Origin of the sequence: Tatumella sp. UBA2305, assembly GCF_002345795.1 — a bacterium.
Lineage (GTDB): Bacteria > Pseudomonadota > Gammaproteobacteria > Enterobacterales > Enterobacteriaceae > Tatumella > Tatumella morbirosei.
In genome coordinates, this window is sequence record NZ_DDVT01000025.1 from 39,980 (window position 1) to 60,128 (window position 20,149).

General features: G+C 51.2%; 16 protein-coding genes. 8 read left to right on the forward strand and 8 right to left on the reverse strand.

Annotation, left to right across the window (positions count from 1 at the left end; all coding sequences use genetic code 11):
• Positions 1-42 precede the first annotated feature (42 nt).
• Both B3Z23_RS17435 and B3Z23_RS17440 read left to right on the forward strand, forming a co-directional pair.
• A complete protein-coding gene (locus B3Z23_RS17435; RefSeq protein WP_294912483.1) occupies positions 43-939 on the forward strand; it encodes a LysR family transcriptional regulator in 897 nt (298 codons plus the stop codon).
• Positions 940-1,054: 115 nt separating this feature from the next.
• Positions 1,055-2,269 (forward strand): MFS transporter, encoded by a 1,215-nt coding sequence (locus B3Z23_RS17440; RefSeq protein WP_294912485.1) that lies wholly within the window; start codon positions 1,055-1,057, stop codon positions 2,267-2,269.
• Between the two features lie 48 nt (positions 2,270-2,317).
• On the opposite strand, the gene B3Z23_RS17445 is transcribed toward B3Z23_RS17440, so the two are convergent.
• A complete protein-coding gene (locus tag B3Z23_RS17445; protein WP_414716507.1) occupies positions 2,318-3,727 on the reverse strand; it encodes a peptide MFS transporter in 1,410 nt (469 codons plus the stop codon).
• 536 nt (positions 3,728-4,263) lie between these two features.
• Here B3Z23_RS17445 and B3Z23_RS17450 point away from each other — a divergent pair.
• Together B3Z23_RS17450 and B3Z23_RS17455 are read left to right on the forward strand one after the other, a co-directional pair.
• The gene (locus tag B3Z23_RS17450; RefSeq protein ID WP_294912487.1) at positions 4,264-4,962 is read left to right on the forward strand and encodes an EAL domain-containing protein; all 699 of its coding nucleotides are present in this window, start codon (positions 4,264-4,266) and stop codon (positions 4,960-4,962) included.
• A gap of 128 nt (positions 4,963-5,090) precedes the next feature.
• Complete coding sequence (locus B3Z23_RS17455; protein ID WP_294912489.1) at positions 5,091-5,798, forward strand: flagellar brake protein; 708 nt, start codon at positions 5,091-5,093, stop codon at positions 5,796-5,798.
• Positions 5,799-5,931: 133 nt separating this feature from the next.
• Here the strand turns inward: B3Z23_RS17455 and B3Z23_RS17460 are convergent, their stop codons facing one another.
• From B3Z23_RS17460 to B3Z23_RS17490, 7 genes are all read right to left on the reverse strand, one after another.
• Positions 5,932-6,990 (reverse strand): fimbrial protein, encoded by a 1,059-nt coding sequence (locus B3Z23_RS17460; RefSeq protein WP_294912491.1) that lies wholly within the window; start codon positions 6,988-6,990, stop codon positions 5,932-5,934.
• A gap of 11 nt (positions 6,991-7,001) precedes the next feature.
• Complete coding sequence (locus B3Z23_RS17465) at positions 7,002-9,560, reverse strand: fimbria/pilus outer membrane usher protein (protein ID WP_294912492.1); 2,559 nt, start codon at positions 9,558-9,560, stop codon at positions 7,002-7,004.
• 23 nt (positions 9,561-9,583) lie between these two features.
• Entirely contained in the window at positions 9,584-10,258 is a 675-nt protein-coding gene (locus B3Z23_RS17470) for a fimbrial biogenesis chaperone (RefSeq protein ID WP_294912493.1), read from the reverse strand.
• Positions 10,259-10,295: 37 nt separating this feature from the next.
• Positions 10,296-10,838, reverse strand: coding sequence for a fimbrial protein (locus B3Z23_RS17475; protein ID WP_294912494.1), 543 nt, complete (start codon positions 10,836-10,838; stop codon positions 10,296-10,298).
• A gap of 471 nt (positions 10,839-11,309) precedes the next feature.
• Entirely contained in the window at positions 11,310-12,005 is a 696-nt protein-coding gene (gene araD, locus B3Z23_RS17480) for an L-ribulose-5-phosphate 4-epimerase (RefSeq protein WP_294912496.1), read from the reverse strand.
• A 51-nt stretch (positions 12,006-12,056) separates the two neighbouring features.
• The gene (gene araA / locus B3Z23_RS17485; protein ID WP_294912497.1) at positions 12,057-13,559 is read right to left on the reverse strand and encodes an L-arabinose isomerase; all 1,503 of its coding nucleotides are present in this window, start codon (positions 13,557-13,559) and stop codon (positions 12,057-12,059) included.
• A gap of 10 nt (positions 13,560-13,569) precedes the next feature.
• Positions 13,570-15,282, reverse strand: coding sequence for a ribulokinase (locus B3Z23_RS17490; RefSeq protein ID WP_294912498.1), 1,713 nt, complete (start codon positions 15,280-15,282; stop codon positions 13,570-13,572).
• Positions 15,283-15,518: 236 nt separating this feature from the next.
• Between B3Z23_RS17490 and ytfQ the strand changes: the two genes are divergently transcribed.
• The 4 genes from ytfQ to yjfF are packed head-to-tail and all read left to right on the forward strand — an operon-like array spanning position 15,519 to position 20,033.
• On the forward strand, positions 15,519-16,475 hold the full coding sequence (gene ytfQ / locus B3Z23_RS17495) for a galactofuranose ABC transporter, galactofuranose-binding protein YtfQ (RefSeq protein WP_038023706.1): 957 nt from the start codon (positions 15,519-15,521) through the stop codon (positions 16,473-16,475).
• 48 nt (positions 16,476-16,523) lie between these two features.
• Positions 16,524-18,044, forward strand: a complete 1,521-nt coding sequence (locus B3Z23_RS17500) for a sugar ABC transporter ATP-binding protein (RefSeq protein WP_294912500.1) — start codon at positions 16,524-16,526, stop codon at positions 18,042-18,044.
• The gene (ytfT, locus tag B3Z23_RS17505) at positions 18,037-19,050 is read left to right on the forward strand and encodes a galactofuranose ABC transporter, ATP-binding protein YtfT (RefSeq protein WP_294912501.1); all 1,014 of its coding nucleotides are present in this window, start codon (positions 18,037-18,039) and stop codon (positions 19,048-19,050) included. The genes B3Z23_RS17500 and ytfT overlap by 8 nt, the downstream gene beginning before the upstream one ends.
• Positions 19,050-20,033: a galactofuranose ABC transporter, permease protein YjfF gene (yjfF, locus tag B3Z23_RS17510; RefSeq protein ID WP_294912502.1), complete on the forward strand. Its 984-nt coding sequence runs from the start codon at positions 19,050-19,052 to the stop codon at positions 20,031-20,033. Before ytfT ends, yjfF begins: the two co-directional genes overlap by 1 nt.
• The last annotated feature ends 116 nt before the right edge of the window (positions 20,034-20,149 follow it).

Consider the following 20,149-nt stretch of genomic DNA (forward strand, 5'->3'; position numbering starts at 1 on the left):
AGTCGTTTGTGCTGAGACGGCCATTTAACAAGAGGATAGCTTGTGCAACAGGGTGAAAACTTATTAGCGATGTATATTTTCTCCCGTGTTGTGGAGCAACAAAGCTTTAGCCATGCGGCTAAAATCCTCGGGATCTCTACGGCCACTGTCAGCCGGGAGATAGCGGCTTTGGAAACACGACTGGCGATGAAACTGCTGCATCGTACGACACGTAAAGTGACGGTAACCGAATGTGGTCAGCAGTACTACCGCTATTGTGAACGAATCAGTGCGCAGCTGGAGAGTGCCGAAGATTTTATCCGGCAAATGCACAGCCAGCCGGGTGGTCAGGTCCGGCTGATGACTCCGGTGACTTACGGCTGTCAGTGTATTGTGCCGGTATTACAACCTTTTATGCAGCATCATATCCATGTGCGGATAGATCTGGACCTCAGTGACCGTGAGCCGGATATGGAGCGGGATGATATTGATGTGGCGATAGTGGTACGCCAGCGTCCACCGGAATATGAACGGTGCCGGCCGTTGTCGGTCATTCATTGGGGATTGTATGCCAGCCGGGAGTATCTGGCGCAGAATCCGCCGGTCACCCGGCCGGAGCATCTTAACAGCCACCAGCTGCTGACCTTTCATGGCTCAGCACACCAGGCGGCGCTCTCTTTTCAGCGCGAGAAAAAACGAGTCGGGATTAACGCAGTCAGCCGTTTCCGGGCCAATAACAGCATGGCATTGCTGACAGCCGCTTGTGCAGGTGCCGGGATTGCCTGTCTGCCCTCCTATATGGTGTCCCGGGCGCTGACGGACGGTGTTTTACAACCGGTATTGCCCGACTGGCAGTTGCCCAGCTATCACAGTTATCTGCTGCTTAAACAACCGGAACAACACTCCTCGCCGGTGACCTGGTTGTGCGACATGCTGACCGGGAAGCTCAGTCACAGTTGATTATTACGGTGTGGTAACAATCCGGAGCCAGCAGGTAAATATCCGTGCCGATATAGGGCTTTTTTCCGCTGGCAGTTATTCTGTCATCTCCACAACAATCTACGGGTTAATTTCAATGACAGAATCTTCGGGTGAGGCGGCGGAACAGCATATTTACTGGCGACGCAATCTTTGGGTATGTACTCTGGGTTCGTTCACCACTCTGATAGCAATGACACTGCTGTTACCGTTTTTGCCGCTTTACCTTCATTCTCTCGGTGTAGAAGAAGAAGCCAGCATTGCACACTGGTCGGCGGTGGCCTACGGTGCGACCTTTCTGACAGCGGCGCTGACGGCCCCGTTATGGGGGCGTCTGGCGGACAAATATGGACGTAAACTGATGCTGATCCGTGCCAGCCTGGGGATGGCTGTCGCCATGTCACTGATGGGGATGGCAACGGCGCCCTGGCAGCTGGTGGCATTACGTTTACTGGCGGGATTACTCGGGGGCTATGCTTCCGGGTCGATGATTTTGGTGGCTTCACAGACGCCAAAGGAAAAAACCGGCTGGGCAGTCGGGATTCTTTCGTCAGGTGTTATGGCTGGCAACATTGCAGGACCCTTGGTCGGTGGTGTGTTACCCGGCTGGATGGGTATCCGTGCCACCTTTTTGCTGACCGGTGCGATCATCTTTATCACTTTTCTCGCCACCTTATTCTTACTGAAAGAACAGCGCCAGCCACCCAAAAAAACGGCCACCAGTGCTGTGGCAGAAACTCCGGCGGCGATACCGCTACCCGTAAAAATCATGTGGATATCCGGCATGTTACTGGTTTTCGCCAGTATGTCGGTTGAGCCGATTATTACGCTGTATGTCGCCACATTTACCCCATCATTACAACATGCCACCCTGCTGGCCGGGATAGTGATGGCGGCGACTGCCCTCGGCAGTATTTTAGCGGCCCCGCGCATCGGCGCACTGGCTGACAGAGTTGGACACTGGCGGGTTTTATCTTTCGGTCTGGTTGTCTGCGGGATATTGCTGATTCCGCAGGCATTTGTGACCGCGGTCTGGCAGTTAGTCGTATTGCGTTTCTGTATGGGGCTGGCGTTGGGCGGTATGTTGCCCTGTATCACCGCGATCATCCGTCATCATGCCGGGGCCAATAACACGGGCCGGTTACTGGGATATTCAACTTCAGCACAATATATAGGTCAGGTGACCGGACCATTGTTTGGCGGGCTGGTGGCCGGTAAATTCGGTACTCCGGCCGTATTTATTGGGACGGCACTGGTGATGCTGGTGGCCGGAGCACTCAATATCAGCTGGCGTCTGAAAAATCAGAGTTGAGTAAAATTTATCCGGCCGGTGCAGTTATCTGCCCGGCCGGAATATGGATCAGGATTTTACGCTGCTGAGTGGATTGATTAACCGACGCAGTACCGGAATAAGCAGGGCGATGATAATCGCTGCAATGACCGATCCCCAGCCGAGAATATTGAAAATATGACTGTATCCCGGGTTAGTAGCCAGCGGGGTGGAGCCCGCATTTTGTGGCATCATTCCTGAGAAATAGCCGGCGAGTACCGAAGCAACACCGGTCACCATCATCCAGCTCCCCATCATCAGTCCCTGATGTTGTTTCGGAGCCAGCTTGCCAATCATTGCGTAGCCGATAGGCGAAATCAGCAGTTCACCAATGCTTTGCAGAATATAACTGATGACAATCCATTTAAACGCCATTAAGCCATCGCTGCCAGCCAGGCTAATTCCGATGGGTAACTCCAGCATACCCAGACCAATAAATACCAGCGAACTGGCAAACTGCAACGGAATGTCGATTCTCCAGCCTTTAGCCCGTAACCGGTTAAATCCGGCCGCCAGCAGGGGGCCACCAATAACAATCACGATAGTATTAATGTCCTGAATCCACTGTGGCGCAATCTGCCAGCCAAAGACATTCAGGTTAATATTGTTTTCCGAGAACAGCATTAACCCCATTGGCGCTAACTGATAAAGTGACCAGAAGACCAGTGAACCCAGCATCAGGATCAGGTAAGCTCCCATTCGTGAGCGCTCTTCTGCCACCGGGTGTCTGAGCGTTAAGCCGCACAACAGGATAAACACCAGTGCACCAATGGCAATCACAAAATAGCTACTAACCCCTGCATGGCTTAGCATTAATCTGATGACAGGCAACAGTACAATCAGGATGGCAATTCCGACCAGCAGGCGCTGACGAAAACTGGCCGGGCTGACGGTGCAGAGAGGGGTATCTTTATCCCTGACCTGTTTCCAGTAGATAAAGGTCAACAGGATAGCAATCAGATTACCGGAAGTGGCAAACAGGAACAGGGCTTCATAATCGGCAGACAGTTGGTAGTAACCCGCGACGGTAAAACCGATGAAAAAACCGAGGTTCATCCCGGCATAGTTCCACAGGAAGGCACTTTCACGACGCGGGTCGTCCGGGGTAAATCGCTGTGTCAGCATCATATTCAGGCAGGTCACATTCAATCCGCTGCCGGTCAGGAACATCGCCAGACCCCAGTACAATCCGCTAACCCCGGCGCTGGCAATCAGATAACAACCGATGACCTGCAATACCATCCCCATAACGAACAGATTGCGGTTACTCAGATAGCGGCCACCGAGATAGCCGCCAAACAAGTGCAGGCCATAATTGAAGGCACCGAACACGCCCATGATCGCGTTAGCTGAGTTTTCACTAAATTCCAGTTTTTTCGTAGCATACAAGACCAGTGTTGAGTACAACACGGCGAAGCCAAGTGTCGAAAACATCTGAATAAAAAAAGTACGCCGGAACCGGCACTTTTTTGTGGAAGATGAGTGGCTGAAGCGTTCAACGCTTTCCCCCTGTAATAAGTGATGTGGTGATAGTTGTGGGTCATCTCCGGAAATATCCGGGAGCCTTTTTTAAAGATGTGAAAAAAATGCCATTTTTTCGCCAGACTCACAACTATTAATCTGTGTTGATCAATATGTTTATCTCGTTTAAACAGTATTTGATTCAGATTAATTTACTTTTTTAACATCATTTTAGTATAAAATTCCGCCAGAGCGACACTGGTGATGGCCCGCGGCAGTTCAGTCAGTACCGTGGAAAAGCGTTTCTCAGAATCTTACTCACTTCGGGCGCCATTCATCAGGATTTATAATGGAAATTGTTTCATTGATAGGGATTGGCTCTCATAAAATCAACTATAGACTAATCAGGCGGCGTATACTTTCCTCAGCAGCCAGGCAGGCAGCTCATCATCTGCCCGCTGAAAATTCAGGTTAAATGACTGGCCTGTTTTTTTTTCAATGACTCCGGGTGGGCTATGATCCCTTTAAAACTTGCTAATTTTTCTATTAATTTCGTTTTCCAGCCGATGTTTGGTAAAACCGGAGAATTGTTAGCGGTTGAGTGTTTATCCAGAATTACCGCCAACAACCAGGGGACAGCAATCTCTCCGGAATTTTTTTTCCAGAATCTGACACCCGGAATGAGCATTGATATTTTGAAGGCGCAGATTGCATTAATTGAATCTTACCGGGAATGGTTTGTCAGCAATGATGTGATTGTGACTCTGAATGTCGATGATAAATCATTAGAGTTTGTTAACAAACATTATCTGTCACGGGATAAAGATGCGCTCAGCTTCATACATTTTGAAGTTAATGAATCATCAGACAGTCTGGTGGCTGAACCTAATCAGTCTCCGGTATTTCTGAAGAAACAGACCGTCTGGCTGGACGATTTTGGATCAGGTCTGTCAGGTTTTTCGGCCTTTTTTGATAACCAGTTTCGCTTTATAAAAATTGACCGTTTCCTGCTCTGGAACTTTATGAGCAAGCCCGGCGGCAGCCAGCTGATGGACGCATTGTTGAATTTCTTTGCCCTGAATAACTGTAATGTGGTAGTGGAAGGTATCGAAACCGATCACCATGAACAGTGGTTATCTCAGATGCCGTACTATGCCCTGCAGGGCAAACTTTGGAAAGAACTGACCATTGAAGAGTTGTGCCGTGCTGCCTGATTCCGGGCAGCCGTCAGTCATCACTGCTAAAGGTTAATCCGTCTCAACTCTCATCGTAATCTTGTGAACCTCTTCTTGTTTAAATATGTTATTCTTCAGGCATGATTAAGTAACAAGGGTTTGTTGTTATGGTGCGTTTTGAGACTGATTCCCTGATTATTAAGAACGATCGTTTCGAACTGATGGCAATCCTGAGGACTTTGATTAAGGAAAAGCATCGTCTGAATCTTGGTTCAGAACAGGGTTTCGATTTTGAAGTGCTACGCCTGGAATCCGGCCGTATCAATCTTATCCCTCTGCAGGATCCCGCAACACTCCCTGATACTCTCGACCTGATTGCTGAAGGCCGGGAAGCCAAAATTATCTTCAGCACAAGGGTGCTGGCGTCAAATAACACCGACAGCGGTGTCGTGATTGTTGGAGATATTCCTGATGAATTTCAGTACTACCAACGCCGGATTAATTTGCGGGTTCCTCTGCCAATATGGAAGCACTTTACACTCACGTTGCCAGTCTCCGGACTAACGGTCCCTCCACCGTTTATTATTTATGATTTCTCGGTCGGTGGTGTCGGGGTTTATACCCAGAAACCCTTATCAGAAAAGATTAAAGTGGGGTCGGTGTTTAAGAAAGCACAACTCTCCCTCGGTGAATATGGTGAATTCAAAGCTAACGTTGAGATAATTGCCATTAACGATTTGGAAGATGAATTACCGGAACATCCCGGTTATCAGCAGCGGATGTCGGTTAAATTTAGCAATCTTTCACTGATTACCCAACGGAATTTCCAGAAAATTGCCTATGCGTTTGAAGTGAATTTTAAGCGTAAGAAGTAACCCCATGGCGGTTAAACCGCCAATCCTCTGCGTCCCCTGATAAGCCGTAGCAAATCCTGTCGCTCAACTCAATACTACAGCCGCTATGGCTTTTTTTTCCGCCCCCGGTTTTCCTCCCGGGGGCGGATGCTGGTTATTTGAACGTGATATTGACGGTCGCAGTGGTATTGAAGGTCCCGACTGTCGGAGAGTTAGTCAACCATTTCAGATAGGCAATATAGCCCCTCGGGATGGTCGTATCGCTGCTGGTGATGGCAGCGGAGGTGAAATTATAGGTCTGGCCAAAGACAATGGGAGTACTGGTATCAGTACTGGAGGTCAGATAAACGCCAATACCCGGCTTGGTCGAAGGGATAAGTAAGGTACTGTCGGAAGCACTCACATCATTACTACTAAAGCTGGCGACCAGTTGTTGGCCGACACAGCCACCACCGGAGACGTTAGCCGTCACGGTAAAGGGGATGGTTTTGGCTATCTTACCCACCGCCGAGGTCTCACGCATTATGCTGTTAAAGTTAATCGTTGACGGTGAAATAGTGACCGTCGGGGTACATTGTATGACCTTGATATTATCAAAATTTGTCAGGTTTGCCACATAGTTACTGTTAGGGGTTGAGTTTATCCCCTTTTCGCCATCTACCTGAAATACCCCGGCATTACCGATATTGGTAAAGGTGGTGGGCGGGGCGACTCCTGTGGCTTTCAGATAAATAGAGAAGGCAAAGGATATGGTCAGCGGCCGGGCTTTTGCGTGGTAGTAATAATAATTTGAGTCTGCCACGGTTCCGCGGCCAATATCAATCGCTTTGCTGGCGACTGCAGTATTGATGGAATCGTAATCTTTACCATTTATCGTCACCCCGACACTCAGGGAAGAGTTTATTTTGCTCAGGCCGCCTTGTGGGTTCCAGTAAAGCCAGGCATCTTCTCCCTGTGGATACGATTGCATATCCCAGCAGGTAAAGGTGGCGGTATACGTCGAAGAGCGCCACAGTACCCTGCCGGCAGTAAAGTCAGACTTTGCGAAAGAGACAGAGCCAATCGGAAAATTTTCCGCGATAGACCCTGTCGGACTTGTCTTATCAGCATTACTGCCCTGGCGACAGGACAAGGCAAAACTCTGCTGGCTGGCGAAAATTGCACACAGCAACAGTAACAGGCCGGTCAGTTTTTTAATGATATGCAGCGTCATTGCCTGACTCCTCAGGGGCGTTGGCAGGTAAGTGTAAGTTCCTGGTAACCCATGGTTTTAGTTTGAGCATCCAGTTTTGCAGGGATCTGCAGATAGCATTTATCGGCAGGGCCATCACCCCATTTCACCGTCAGTTTATCGCCAGCGGCAATACCTGCAACGTACAGGTCACCGTTCATACCCACGGTTCCGCTGTTACGGCCTTGTGAGTTAAATACACTGGCACCGATCTGTGGGAAGCTGTTATCCGCTAATCTTGAATGGATCAGCAAACTGTGACCGTAGAAGGTATTAAAGTTCACCCGGACAATCGCTTTCTCTGTCGGTACTGTCTGGATAATGGACTGTGGGATATCCAGTCCGGGCCGCATTTGTTCGGTATCCAGGGCAATGGTGTTGTAACGGTAAGGCGTCACGTTATTCACTATGGCATAGCCGAAGCGGTCAACTTTAACCCCCGGAGAGTTCAGTACACCTACCCCTTGCGCATCCTTCGCTTTAACAATCACAAAAGTATCACCCAGTGGCTGTGACAGAGTGACACCGCCGGAGTGAACGACCAGGCCACCGCTGGCACCCAATGAAGACTGAGTATAATTAGAGCTGTAGCTGTAACTGCCGTTAATATTGCCTTTGCTGCCATCGTAGCTCAGGTTAGCACTACTGTTTTGTCCGCCGGACTGAGTATGGCCGGTAGAGACGCCATAGCTCAGGCGATTATCATCCAGCAGGGTTCCGGAAACGCCGGTATTGTAACTGTCGCCACTCTGCTGATCGTGCGCCAGTTGAGTGGTGGATACAATAACGTTGTTGTTACTGTTGATCACCAGCGGAATCGACAAGGTCACATTGACGCTATTGTCTGAGTAACCATATTGTGAACGGGTAGACTGCCAGTAAACACCATAGCTGGCTCCTTTCCAGGAATTAGAGTAACCCACCTGCACTGTGCGGGTTTTTTCGCTGGTTCCCCAGTAACTTTGTTGGTTGGCATTCAGATAAATGTTGCCATAGCCGCTCAGGCTCTGGTTAATCGAGACTTCCATTCGCTGGCGTTTATTTGCATAAACGTTGGAATAGAAGGTCGCATTATTGGTTTGTGCCCAGGAAGGGGTACCGGAAACGACATTATTCGGATCTATATAATCACTTTCGTAGACACCGTTTTTCCAGTCACGGCGTTCCCGCACAGCATCGCTGAAGTCGTAATATCCGGAGGTCGAATAGCGATAACCTGCCAGACGAAAATCGGTACCGAAGCTATCCAGTGACTTTGCATAAAGAAAACGATAACTCTGGCCTTGTTTGGTACCCCCCGAAGCCAGATTGGTTTTAGCATAACTTCCATCCAGAGAAACAGCACCAAACTCACCCAGACTGGAGCCTACCCCGGCTACAGCCGACTGGTAATTGTCTGCAATCAGGACCCCGCCGTAAGGGGTCAGGTTATGGCTGATACCCCGGGCCACGGTTCCCTGAATGAAGTCCGGCTCATACCCACTCATACCGTCGTGGTAACGACCGGCAGTGACTTCGTAATTCCATAATCCTTCACGCAGCATATTGGCTACAGAAGAATAGGCGACAGTAAACTGGTGCGAAGAGCCATCGGCCTCGGTCACCGTGACATACAGCGTACCACTGGTGTTCGGGTAAATATCGTGAATCGCAAACGGCCCCGGAGGTACCGTAGTACTGTACACCAGGTAGCCGTTCTGCCGGATAGTCACCCTGGCATTAGAAGAGGCGACGCCACGAACCACCGGGGCATAGTTACGCATGCTGTCGGGCAGCATGTCATCCACGCTGCTCAGTTTAACACCACGGAACTGGATACTGTCGAACACACTATTGCTGGTAGCGGACTGGCCCACCAGAAAACGACTGCGCATTGAAATAATGTCAGTTTCCGCCCAGCTGGAAATATTGTTCCAGTGAGAACCCGAGGTATTATCGTGGGTATAGTTACCATTCTCCCGTAACCGCCAGCGGCCGAGGTTAAGTCCGTTATTCAATGACAGGTAAGTATATTCATTACTGGAGGCTGAAGATGACCCATGGAAGCTATTTTTACTGTAGTCCAGGTTGTAATTAACGAATCCGGCATTCACCCCTTCATCCCACAGACGTGTCGGGATGGAGCCTTTCGGCACTACGGTCATACTGGTTTGCGGAATGGTCAGGTCAATACGTTGCTGGGTTATATCCGCTTCTACCTTTCCGTCCGGGATCAGTTTTTTTAAATCGACACACTGTTGGCCGGCGAGCGGAGCTGGCAAAATAATGCCGTAATTGTGTAATTGCTCAGCACTAAAACAGGGTTCAACACCATTAGCATTACGGATAAAGGTGACTGACAGGCTGTCAATTTTTTCTGAATTAAGAAAAATATCGAAAGGGTAGGTACCTGGCTGAATACTGTCGCCGACTGACACTTCACGCGCAGCATTCATATTTGCCGCGCCATGCACAAACTGCATATTAAACTCTTCAGCGCTGGCCGCGGAAATAACAAACATTCCCGGTAAAGTAACAACAAGCGGCAGAGAGCGAAATATCTTTTTTTTCATGGCGACCAGCTTCTGAATTGTCTTTATTTGGTCGGGAAGTTTTTCACTTCTGAGGTCCCGCCAAAATCATTGACATAACTGAATGAAACGGCTGAACCCACCTGAGTATTCGCCGGCAAAGTAAACTGTTCGGTAGAGTCCGGGGCAACCATATCCAGATAAATATCTTTACCGCTGCCCAAATGCAGGCGGTTCAGAGAAACATACATCGGACCATTATTGGTCACTGATAATTTATTTCCACTTTGCCGCCATACCAGTTTCTGAACTTCTTTTTCCAGCGTGGTATTCAGTCCCTGCGGACGATAGAAAAGTTTTAACCTGCTGTGTACCGCAATCTGTAATGTATTTGAGTCTTTAGCCGACGGCGGTATTTCCTGCAGATTAATCCAGAACAGTGATTCACGATTGGTTGGCAATCCGTGACCGGAATAAATAAAACGGAGCGTGGCTTCCTTGCCAGCATCGATACGCATAATTGGCGGAATAACCTGCATCGGGATTGCAGCGCTATTGCGTGGATTTTCGTTTTCCAGCCAGCTTTGCAGCATATAGTTCTGATTACTGGAGTTATTTAACGACAGGGAAGCAGAACTACTGTTTGAATTGTAGATAACTCTGGTGGCTTCCAGTTGAATTGCCGCAAACGAAGAGACGGAAAACAACTGCAGCAGTGCAAAAATAAACAACCTTTTCATTAATTTCACCTGTTTTTAGCCACCAGAGTGTCAGCGATTACTGATACTCGATAGAGAATGTGGTACTTGCTTTAGTTGGTCCAGATGGCGTACCAGCCTGAAATGCGTAGTATCTGGCAATCATATTCAGTTGCACGGTACCGTCATTTCCAATTGTCTTGAAAGGAACAGCACTGCTTGAATCGCCAATGTTATAAACCGCTCCACTACTAGCATCAAGAATTTGGATACCTACTGTTGCTGCAGGATCAGTCGTCGCAGTTGATTGTGCGGTCATTTTCAACACATTCGAATTACCTGCAACAGGTGTACCGTCAAAACGAACTTTAATCGCACCGGTCGCACATTTGGACAGGTCAATTTCGAAAGCCTTAGAACCTGCATACTGACCGTTTGCAGTTAATCCGGTACCGGAAATAGTACCCATGGCAACCGTGATATTTCCACTGGATGCATTGGATACAACGCAGCCTGACTGAGTAATATTACCGGTGAAAGTAACAGTACCATCGGCAGCGATCGCTTGTACAGATGCCAGACCTAAAGTTAATGCTGCAATTGGTAACAGAACTTTTTTCATTTTAAGACCCCATGACTGATTAGTAAAACGCATCATTTGTTGTTGAGATAAATCAGTTGAGTGATTTATCCGGGACTGCATTCTGATAACCAGCCTTGCGGGCAACACATCAGTCAGCATTTCCGTTGAAGAGAGATTACCACCAGGAATTATCTGTAGTGATAGGTTTTGGGAATGAGTATTAGGTTATTGATAGGTTTAGTGTGCTTTACTTGAATAAGTACCGAAAAAATAAGGTGTGAAAATACTCAGTAATATCGGCATGTTAGGGATATTCATTGTTTTATCGCAAAAAAAAATGGATTTTTTCTGTAAAGTCACTGTCAAGTCGCGGCAAGGAGAAATCTCTGTGGTGAGATCGATTATGAAGGGATTTATCAGAGGGGGGAAAATGTGAAGTTAGTCCTGGAAACTTTAGTGTAGCTGATCAGCCGTTAAGGAAATACTTTATTACGGCTGACCAAATGGGCGTTATTGACCGTAGTACGCGTTGTTGCCGTGTTTACGCAGATAATGTTTATCCAGCAGGGTTTGCTGCATCGACTGCAACCCCGGGTTCAGCTGGTGAGAAAACAGTCCCATGTAGGCGATTTCTTCCAACACGATTGCGTTATGCACTGCGTCAGCGGCATTTTTCCCCCAGGCGAAAGGGCCATGAGAATTGACCAGCACCGCCGGGATCTGCCCCGGGTCAAGGCCTTGTTGCCGGAAAGTTTCGACAATTACTTCACCGGTCTGCCACTCATATTCACCATTAATTTCATCATCCGTCATTGGTCGTGTACAAGGCACCGCGCCATAGAAGTAGTCTGCCTGGGTGGTGCCATTCGCCGGTATATTGAGCCCGGCCTGAGCCCAGATGGTGGCATGCCGGGAGTGAGTATGGACGATGCCACCAATCTGTGGAAATTTCTGATACAACAAACGGTGAGTGGGAGTATCAGACGATGGGCGTTTGTGGCCTTCTACCACCTCGCCGGTTTTCAGGCTGACCACCACCATATCCCCGGCCTTCATAGTGCTGTAATCCACTCCTGAAGGTTTGATGATCAGCACGTCGTGCTGGCGGTCTACCGCACTGACGTTGCCCCACGTTAGTGTCACCAGATGATGTGCCGGAAGAGCCAGATTGGCGGCCAGCACCTGTTGCTTAAGTGATTCAAGCATTGTTCTGTCCTCAGTGATGGCCTGTACCGGCCAGCAGTACAGGCCGCAGGATTATGACTGCCAGCGGTAATAAACAGAATTCCAGCGAAGGCAGTCTTTCAGGCCGTGCAGAGTCGTGTTCTGATCGATCACCGTGATCTCGATATTGTGCATTTCGGCAAACAGATACATATCTTCCAGCGTCAATGCCTGGCTGAACACGGTATGGTGTGCGCCACCGGCCAGCATCCAGGCCTCAGAGGCGGTGTAGAGATCCGGTTGTGGTTGCCACAATGTGGATGCCACCGGCAGTTTAGGCAGTGGATGCCGGGCGGGAATGGAATCCACACAATTGACTAACAGGCGGAAACGATCCCCCAGGTCGATCAGTGAGGCATTAATCGCCGGTCCGGTTTGAGCAGCAAAAATGAGCCTGGCAGGATCCTCTTTACCGCCAATCCCCAGCGCCTGAACATCCAGCACCGGTTTGTCGGCGTTGGCAATGCTGGGGCAGATCTCCAGCATATGTGACCCCAGAACCTGCTGTTCGCCAGGGCGCAGATGATAGGTGTAATCTTCCATAAATGAGGTGCCGCCCGGCAGGCCACTGGCTATCACCTTCATCATTCTCAGTAACGCGGCAGTCTTCCAGTCACCCTCGCCGGCGAAGCCATAACCTTGTTGCATTAAACGTTGTACTGCCAGACCCGGTAACTGTTTCAGCCCGTGGAGATCTTCGAAGGTCGTGGTGAACGCATGGAATCCGCCATCGCTCAGAAAGCGTTTCATACCAAGCTCTATTCGCGCGGCATCCAGCAGATTCTGGCGTTTATCTCCGTTGAGTTGTACGGCCGGCGTGAGCTGATAGCTGCTTTCATACTCATCTATCAGGGCATTAATCTCGCCGTCGCTGACCTGGTTCACTACGCTGACCAGATCCCCGACACCATAGCCGTTCACCGCATAGCCAAAGGTGATTTGCGCCGCCACCTTGTCCCCTTCGGTCACCGCCACTTCACGCATATTGTCACCAAACCTGGCCACTTTCAGTTTACGGGTGTCCTGTACCGAGACGGCCTGACGTATCCAGCGGCCCAAACGTTTCAGCGTGTCCTGATCCTGCCAGTGGCCGGTGATCACGCTGTGTGACAGCCGCATTCTGGCACCAATAAACCCGAATTCCCGGCCGCCGTGTGCGGTCTGGTTCAGGTTCATATAGTCCATATCGATACTGCCCCAGGGAATATGGTCATTGAACTGAGTGTGGAACTGCAACAGCGGTTTGGTCAGTACATTCAGGCCATTAATCCACATTTTGGCCGGAGAGAAGGTATGCAGCCAGACGATAATCCCGGCACATCTTGTATCGCTGCTGGCCTGCTGACAGAGTGCAGTGATGTCATCGGGGCGGGTTGCGGTCGGTTTGAGTTGCAACCGGCAGGGCAGGCCGCCCTGAGAGTTAAGTGAATCAACCACCTGTTGCGCCTGGCTGGCGACCTGGCGAAGGGTTTCTTCTCCGTACAGGTGCTGGCTGCCGATGACGAACCAGATATCATATTGTTGAAAAATGTTCATTCAATGCTCCTTAATGCGCCAGAGAGATACCGTCTGCGGCACTGACCGTGTCGGAGGTCCGGCTGATCGGGGTATAGAGTTGTTCGGCAGCCACTGCCCATTGCTGATAGCGCTGGTACAGTTGCCCTAAAGTGGCAGAACGTTGCGGGTCGGGTTGCAGTGTCTGTTCAATATTACTGGCCATATGCTGTTGCGCGGTGGCAATATCCGGCCATTCACCGGCCGCCACGGCGGCAAAAATAGCCGCTCCCAGTGCACAACACTGATCAGAGGCCACCACCTGTAACGGACGATTCAGTACATCGCAGCACACCTGCATAATGATGGGGTTTTTACGGGCAATCCCGCCCAGTGCCATCACGTGGTTGACCGGAATATCCTGTCCGGTAAAACAGTCCATAATGGCGCGGGCACCAAAGGCGGTCGCCGCAATCAATCCCCCAAAAATAGCCGGTGCATCACTGGCCAGCGTCAGGCCAGTGATCACTCCTTTTAGTCGCTGGTTAGCATTCGGTGTCCGCCGACCATTCAGCCAGTCGAGGACCAGCGGTAAATGATCGAGTGCTGGCTGACTGGCCCATGAGCGGGTGAGCTCCGGCAATAGTTGCTGGCGGCTTTTTTCCAGGGTGTCCTTTAATTCAGGATGCTGTGCCGCCAGACTCTCCAGCGGCCAGCTTAATACCCGGCCAAACCAGGCGTAGATATCACCGAAGGCAGATTGTCCGGCCTCAAGCCCGATAAAATCAGGGACGACACTGCCATCGACCTGACCACAAATACCGCGAACAGCGCGTTGCCCTACCTGCTGTTTATCGGCAATCAGGATGTCGCAGGTCGAAGTACCAATCACTTTGACCAGCGTATTTGGCTGGGCTCCAGCCCCCACGGCCCCCATATGGCAATCGAAAGCGCCACCGGCAATGGCTATTCCGTCAGGGAGTCCCAGCCGTGATGACCACTCAGCCGTCAGTTTGCCGACCGGTTTTTCTGCGGTGAAGGTGTCGCGGAACATAGGGTACGGAAGGTGTTGGTTTATCAAGGGATCCAGCTGATCAAAGAACGCGGCGGGCGGTAATCCTCCCCAGCTTTCATGCCACAGTGCTTTATGTCCGGCCGCACAGCGACTGCGGTGGAACTCATTCAACGCGGTGGTTCCGGAAAGCATCGCCGGAATCCAGTCACACAGTTCGACCCAGGCCACGGCCTGTTCAGCAACGGCACGATCCTGGCGGGTGATATGGAGGATCTTCGCCCAAAACCACTCACTGGAATAGATTCCGCCAATATACTGAGAGTAATCTTCGGCGGCTGATTCATGGCACAACCGGGTGATCTCTTCGGCTTCATCCACCGCAGTATGGTCTTTCCACAGGATAAACATGGCATTCGGATTGGTGGCAAACTCTGGTCTCAGAGCCAGAACCTGGCCGCTGGCGTCCACGGGGGCCGGTGTTGATCCGGTCGTATCCACACCAATCCCGCTAATTTGCTGTCGTTGTTGGTCACTCAGCTTCGCTAAGGTCTGTTGCAGAGCACTTTCCATCGCTTCCAGATAATCACGCGGATGGTGGCGAAACTGGTTCAGCGTGGCATTGCAAAACTCCCCTTGTTTCCAACGGGGATACCAGGCCACACCTTCGGCAAGTTCTTTGCCATTTTCACAATCCACCGCCAGTGCACGGACAGAATCACTGCCAAAATCGAGCCCCAGTGTTAAAGACATAATCAAACTCCGCTCAGGTAGCACATGGGAAAACAGTAGGGGGCTGGCGGAAAAAGCGGTATGACTCTGCGGCTGTAGATATGGACAATTTTGCTGAGGTCATCAGAAGTGTGAGCTGGCGCGATTTGCTGAACAGAACCTTATCTATATTTGCTCTACGCAACGATTTTTCTGCTACAGGCAGGTTGCGAATAAATACCTATAAAAAACTCTACCCTACAAGCACGAGGTGACTTATGTGGAAACGTATTTTACTGGCAACGGCCATCTCCGCAGCCCTGACATCGGCAGCGATGGCTGAGAACCTGACCGTCGGTTTTTCTCAGGTTGGCTCTGAATCTGGCTGGCGGGCTGCAGAAACTACTGTGGCAAAACGTGAAGCTGAGAAGCACGGTATTACCCTGAAAATTGCGGATGGGCAGCAGAAACAGGAAAATCAGATTAAAGCGGTACGGTCTTTTATTGCTCAGGGTGTCGACGCCATATTTATCGCCCCGGTGGTACAAACCGGCTGGGAGCCGGTATTACGCGAAGCTAAAGATGCCGGAATTCCGGTATTCCTGCTCGACAGGGCGATTACCGTTAAAGACCCGTCGTTATACATGTCAGTTGTCACCGCCGATAACGTGCTGGAAGGGCGGCTGATTGGTGACTGGCTGGTAAAACATGAGGCCGGTAAGCAATGTAATGTGGTTGAACTGCAGGGTACCGTGGGTGCCAGTGTCGCCATCGACCGTAAAAAAGGTTTTGCTGAAGCGATTGCCGACCATCCGAACATTAAAATCATCCGTTCTCAATCCGGTGACTTTACCCGCAGCGGAGGTAAACAGGTGATGGAAAGCTTTATTAAGGCCGAGAACAACGGCAAAAATATCTGCATGGTGTTTGCCCATAACGACGATATGGCCATCGGTGCCATCCAGGCGATTAAAGAAGCCGGCCTGAAGCCCGGCAGCGATATCCTGACCGGTTCGATAGACGGTGTGCCGGATATCTACACCGCGATGCAGAAAGGTGAAGCCAATGCCAACGTCGAGCTGACGCCGGATATGGCCGGTCCTGCTTTCGATGCGCTGGAAAAATACAAAAAAGATGGCACCCTCCCGCCAAAAATTATCCGTACAGACTCCCGACTCTATTTACCGGCTGACGCCGCGGCGCAGTTAGCGAAAAAACAGGGGATGGGCTACTAACCGCCAGACCGCCTGGTCACAGGCGGTCTGCTGCCAGAGGAGAACCCTATGGAGCTGTCACAGGACACCGGCTTACTGACCTTGCAAAATATCAGTAAGCGTTTTCCGGGCGTCAAAGCGCTGGATGATGTGTCATTTTCTCTCAGGAAAGGCGAAATCATGGCGTTGCTGGGGGAAAATGGTGCAGGAAAATCGACACTGATTAAAGTGCTGACCGGGGTATATACCCGCGATCAGGGCAGCATATTGCTCAATGGCCGGGAAATTAATCCGCGCAGCACGGCTCAGGCACAGGAGTCTGGCATTGGCACGGTTTACCAGGAAGTGAATCTGCTGCCCAATATGTCGGTAGCCGATAACCTGTTTATGGGACGGGAGCCCCGGCGCTTTGGATTAATCGACCGTCGCACCCTCAACCGTAAAGCCAGTGAACTGTTGCGGGAATATGGTTTTGAACTGGATGTCACCGCCCCGCTGGGCGTATTTTCGGTGGCGATGCAGCAGATTATCGCCATCTGCCGGGCGGTCGATTTGTCCGGACAAATACTGATCCTGGATGAACCCACCGCCAGTCTGGATACCAGCGAAGTCGAAATGCTGTTCACCCTGATGGAAAAGCTGAAAGCGCGCGGGATGAGCCTGATCTTTGTGACCCATTTTCTTGATCAGGTTTACCGTATTACAGACAGGATCACGGTTTTACGCAACGGGCGTTATGTGGCGACGCGGGATACCGCGACATTACCGCAACTGGAGTTGATAAAACTGATGCTGGGCAGAGAACTACTCAGTACCTCGTTACAACGTCAGGGGCGGACCCTGCACAGCGAAAATCCGGTGGTCAGTTTCAGTCAGTACGGACGTAAAGGGGATATTGAGCCGTTCGATTTGGCGGTACGTCCCGGAGAAATCGTCGGGCTGGCCGGGCTGTTGGGCTCCGGTCGTACCGAGACGGCTGAGGTATTGTTCGGCATTCGCCGTGCCGATCAGGGGACCGCATCGATCCGTGGAGAATCGCAAAATATCCGTACCCCGGCGCGGGCTTCCCGGGCAGGGATAGGATTCTGCCCTGAAGACCGCAAAACCGATGGCATTATTGGTGCGGCCTCGGTCAGGGAAAATATTATCCTGGCCCTTCAGGCACAGCGCGGCTGGCTCCGGCCGCTCTCCCGCCATCAACAGACAGAAATTGCGGAACGACTGATCAAAAGCCTGGGGATCCGTACCCCGGATGCTGAACAGCCGGTAGAGCTACTGTCCGGGGGTAATCAACAAAAAGTCTTGTTGTCGCGCTGGCTGGTGACCCGCCCGCAGTTTCTTATTCTCGACGAACCAACCCGCGGTATTGATATTGGCGCCCATGCGGAAATCATCCGGCTGATTGAATCGCTGTGTGCCGACGGGCTGGCACTACTGGTGATCTCGTCCGAGCTGGAGGAGTTGGTGGGCTATGCCGACAGAGTGATTATTTTGCGTGATCACCGACAGGTGGCTGAGATCCCACTGGAACGGCTGTCGGTAGGGACGATCATGACCGCGATTGCCGACGGAGGAGGTCAGAATGGCTGAAATTCCTGAAACCGTAGTAGTGGCGGAGAAACATAAACGGCGCTGGCCGCCGGGGATTCCGCAAATTCTCGCCCTGATACTGGTGCTGATTATTGACAGCCTGGTGTCGGATAATTTCTTTTCAGTACAGATTCGTGATGGCCGGTTATTTGGCAGCCCGATCGATATTCTGAACCGGGCCGCTCCGGTCGCTATTCTGTCTCTGGGAATGACGCTGGTGATCGCCACCGGAGGAATCGATCTGTCGGTCGGAGCGGTGATGGCTATCTCCGGGGCAAGCGCCGTCAGCATGATGGTGGCGGGCCACTCACTGCCGGTGGTGGTGGGTGTCGCGTTACTCAGTGGTGTCGTTTGCGGCCTGTGGAATGGCATCCTGGTGGCGGTTCTTAAAATACAACCTTTCGTGGCGACACTGATCCTGATGGTGGCCGGGCGGGGAATTGCTCAGTTGATCACCCAGGGGCAAATCGTCACCTTTGATAATCCATCGCTGGCCTGGCTGGGATCTGGCGCCCTGGCGGGATTACCTGTGCCTGTGTGGATCACTTTATTTATCGCCCTGCTGACAGGGCTGCTGGTGCGTAAAACCGCGCTGGGTTTATTTCTTGAAGCTACAGGGATCAATCTGCGCGCAGCCCGTAATGCCGGGGTGAATGGTGCGGTGATAGTGATTGTCGCTTATGTGATTAGCGGGCTTTGTGCCGCGGTGGCCGGGATTCTGGTCGCCGCAGATATCCGTGCAGCAGATGCGAACAATGCCGGGCTGTGGCTGGAGCTGGATGCCATCCTGGCGGTGGTGATTGGCGGCACGGCACTGGCTGGCGGACGATTTAATCTGTTTCTGTCACTGGTCGGGGCGCTGATTATCCAGGCGATGAACACCGGGATTTTGCTGTCAGGATTCCAGCCGGAACTGAATCAGGTGGTAAAAGCCCTGGTGGTGATGGCGGTGCTGCTGCTGCAGTCTCCGCGGTTTCTGGCGCTGTTTACCCGGAGAGAACGCTGATGATTAAACGCTATTTACCTTTAATGATCACGCTGGTGGTCTTTGTCGCTGGCTATCTGTTTTGTCTGAGCCAGTATCCGGCGTTCGCGACGACCAGAGTGATTTGTAATATCCTGACCGATAATGCGTTTCTCGGGATTATTGCGGTGGGGATGACCTTTGTGATCCTCTCCGGCGGTATCGATCTGTCGGTAGGGGCAGTGATCGCCTTTACCGGGGTGTTTATCGCGCGGATGATCACTCAGTACCATATGGATCCATGGCTGGCATTTGCGATTATTCTGGTGGCTGGCGCGGCCTTCGGAGCAATGATGGGCTGGCTGATTGATGCCCTGAAGATCCCTCCGTTTATCATTACGCTGGCCGGGATGTTTCTGCTGCGTGGTTGTAGTTATTTGATCTCTGAAAACTCAATCCCGATTGACGATCCGCTGTATACCACCTTGTCCTCACTAAGCTGGAAGATTCCGGGAGGTGGGCGCCTCAGCCTGCTGGCGGTGATTATGCTGGTGGTGGTCGCTGGCGGGATCCTGCTGGCTCACCGCAGTCGCTTTGGTAACCAGGTCTACGCCATCGGCGGAAACCTGACCTCTGCCCGGCTGATGGGAGTATCGGTCCGGGCGACCACGCTGAAGGTCTATATGCTGTCAACCACCCTGTCAGTGTTGGCCGGAATTGTCTTCTCAGTATATACCTCTGCCGGCTATGCACTGGCGGGTGTCGGGGTTGAGCTGGATTCGATAGCCTCAGTGGTGATCGGTGGAACCTTACTGTCAGGCGGGGTAGGCACTGTGCTGGGGACTCTGTTTGGCGTACTGATTCAGGGCCTGATCCAGACATGGATTAATTTTGACGGCACGCTGAGCTCCTGGTGGACCAAAATTGCTATCGGAATTCTGTTGTTTGTGTTTATCAGTTTGCAGCGCCTGCTGACTTACTGGTGGAGCCGACAGAAAAATGCGCCGGTCCGTCGGTTAAGCTGATGGCTTATAACACAAGGCTGTTGATGACACCGTGGCAAGGGATTGCCCACTGAACCGGTAAAAAACAGCTATGCATAGCGATTAAGTGTTCTTTCCCTTTCCTCCGGGAATGGCCA

Coding starts and splice junctions, on each gene's coding strand:
- B3Z23_RS17440 (WP_294912485.1), top strand. CDS start 1,055: ATGACAGAATCTTCGGGTGAGGCGGCGGAACAGCATATTTACTGGCGA.
- B3Z23_RS17490 (WP_294912498.1), bottom strand. CDS start 15,282: ATGTCTTTAACACTGGGGCTCGATTTTGGCAGTGATTCTGTCCGTGCA.
- ytfT (WP_294912501.1), top strand. CDS start 18,037: ATGGCTGAAATTCCTGAAACCGTAGTAGTGGCGGAGAAACATAAACGG.
- B3Z23_RS17455 (WP_294912489.1), top strand. CDS start 5,091: ATGGTGCGTTTTGAGACTGATTCCCTGATTATTAAGAACGATCGTTTC.
- B3Z23_RS17460 (WP_294912491.1), bottom strand. CDS start 6,990: ATGACGCTGCATATCATTAAAAAACTGACCGGCCTGTTACTGTTGCTG.
- ytfQ (WP_038023706.1), top strand. CDS start 15,519: ATGTGGAAACGTATTTTACTGGCAACGGCCATCTCCGCAGCCCTGACA.
- araD (WP_294912496.1), bottom strand. CDS start 12,005: ATGCTTGAATCACTTAAGCAACAGGTGCTGGCCGCCAATCTGGCTCTT.
- B3Z23_RS17500 (WP_294912500.1), top strand. CDS start 16,524: ATGGAGCTGTCACAGGACACCGGCTTACTGACCTTGCAAAATATCAGT.
- araA (WP_294912497.1), bottom strand. CDS start 13,559: ATGAACATTTTTCAACAATATGATATCTGGTTCGTCATCGGCAGCCAG.
- B3Z23_RS17465 (WP_294912492.1), bottom strand. CDS start 9,560: ATGAAAAAAAAGATATTTCGCTCTCTGCCGCTTGTTGTTACTTTACCG.
- B3Z23_RS17450 (WP_294912487.1), top strand. CDS start 4,264: ATGATCCCTTTAAAACTTGCTAATTTTTCTATTAATTTCGTTTTCCAG.
- B3Z23_RS17470 (WP_294912493.1), bottom strand. CDS start 10,258: ATGAAAAGGTTGTTTATTTTTGCACTGCTGCAGTTGTTTTCCGTCTCT.
- yjfF (WP_294912502.1), top strand. CDS start 19,050: ATGATTAAACGCTATTTACCTTTAATGATCACGCTGGTGGTCTTTGTC.
- B3Z23_RS17475 (WP_294912494.1), bottom strand. CDS start 10,838: ATGAAAAAAGTTCTGTTACCAATTGCAGCATTAACTTTAGGTCTGGCA.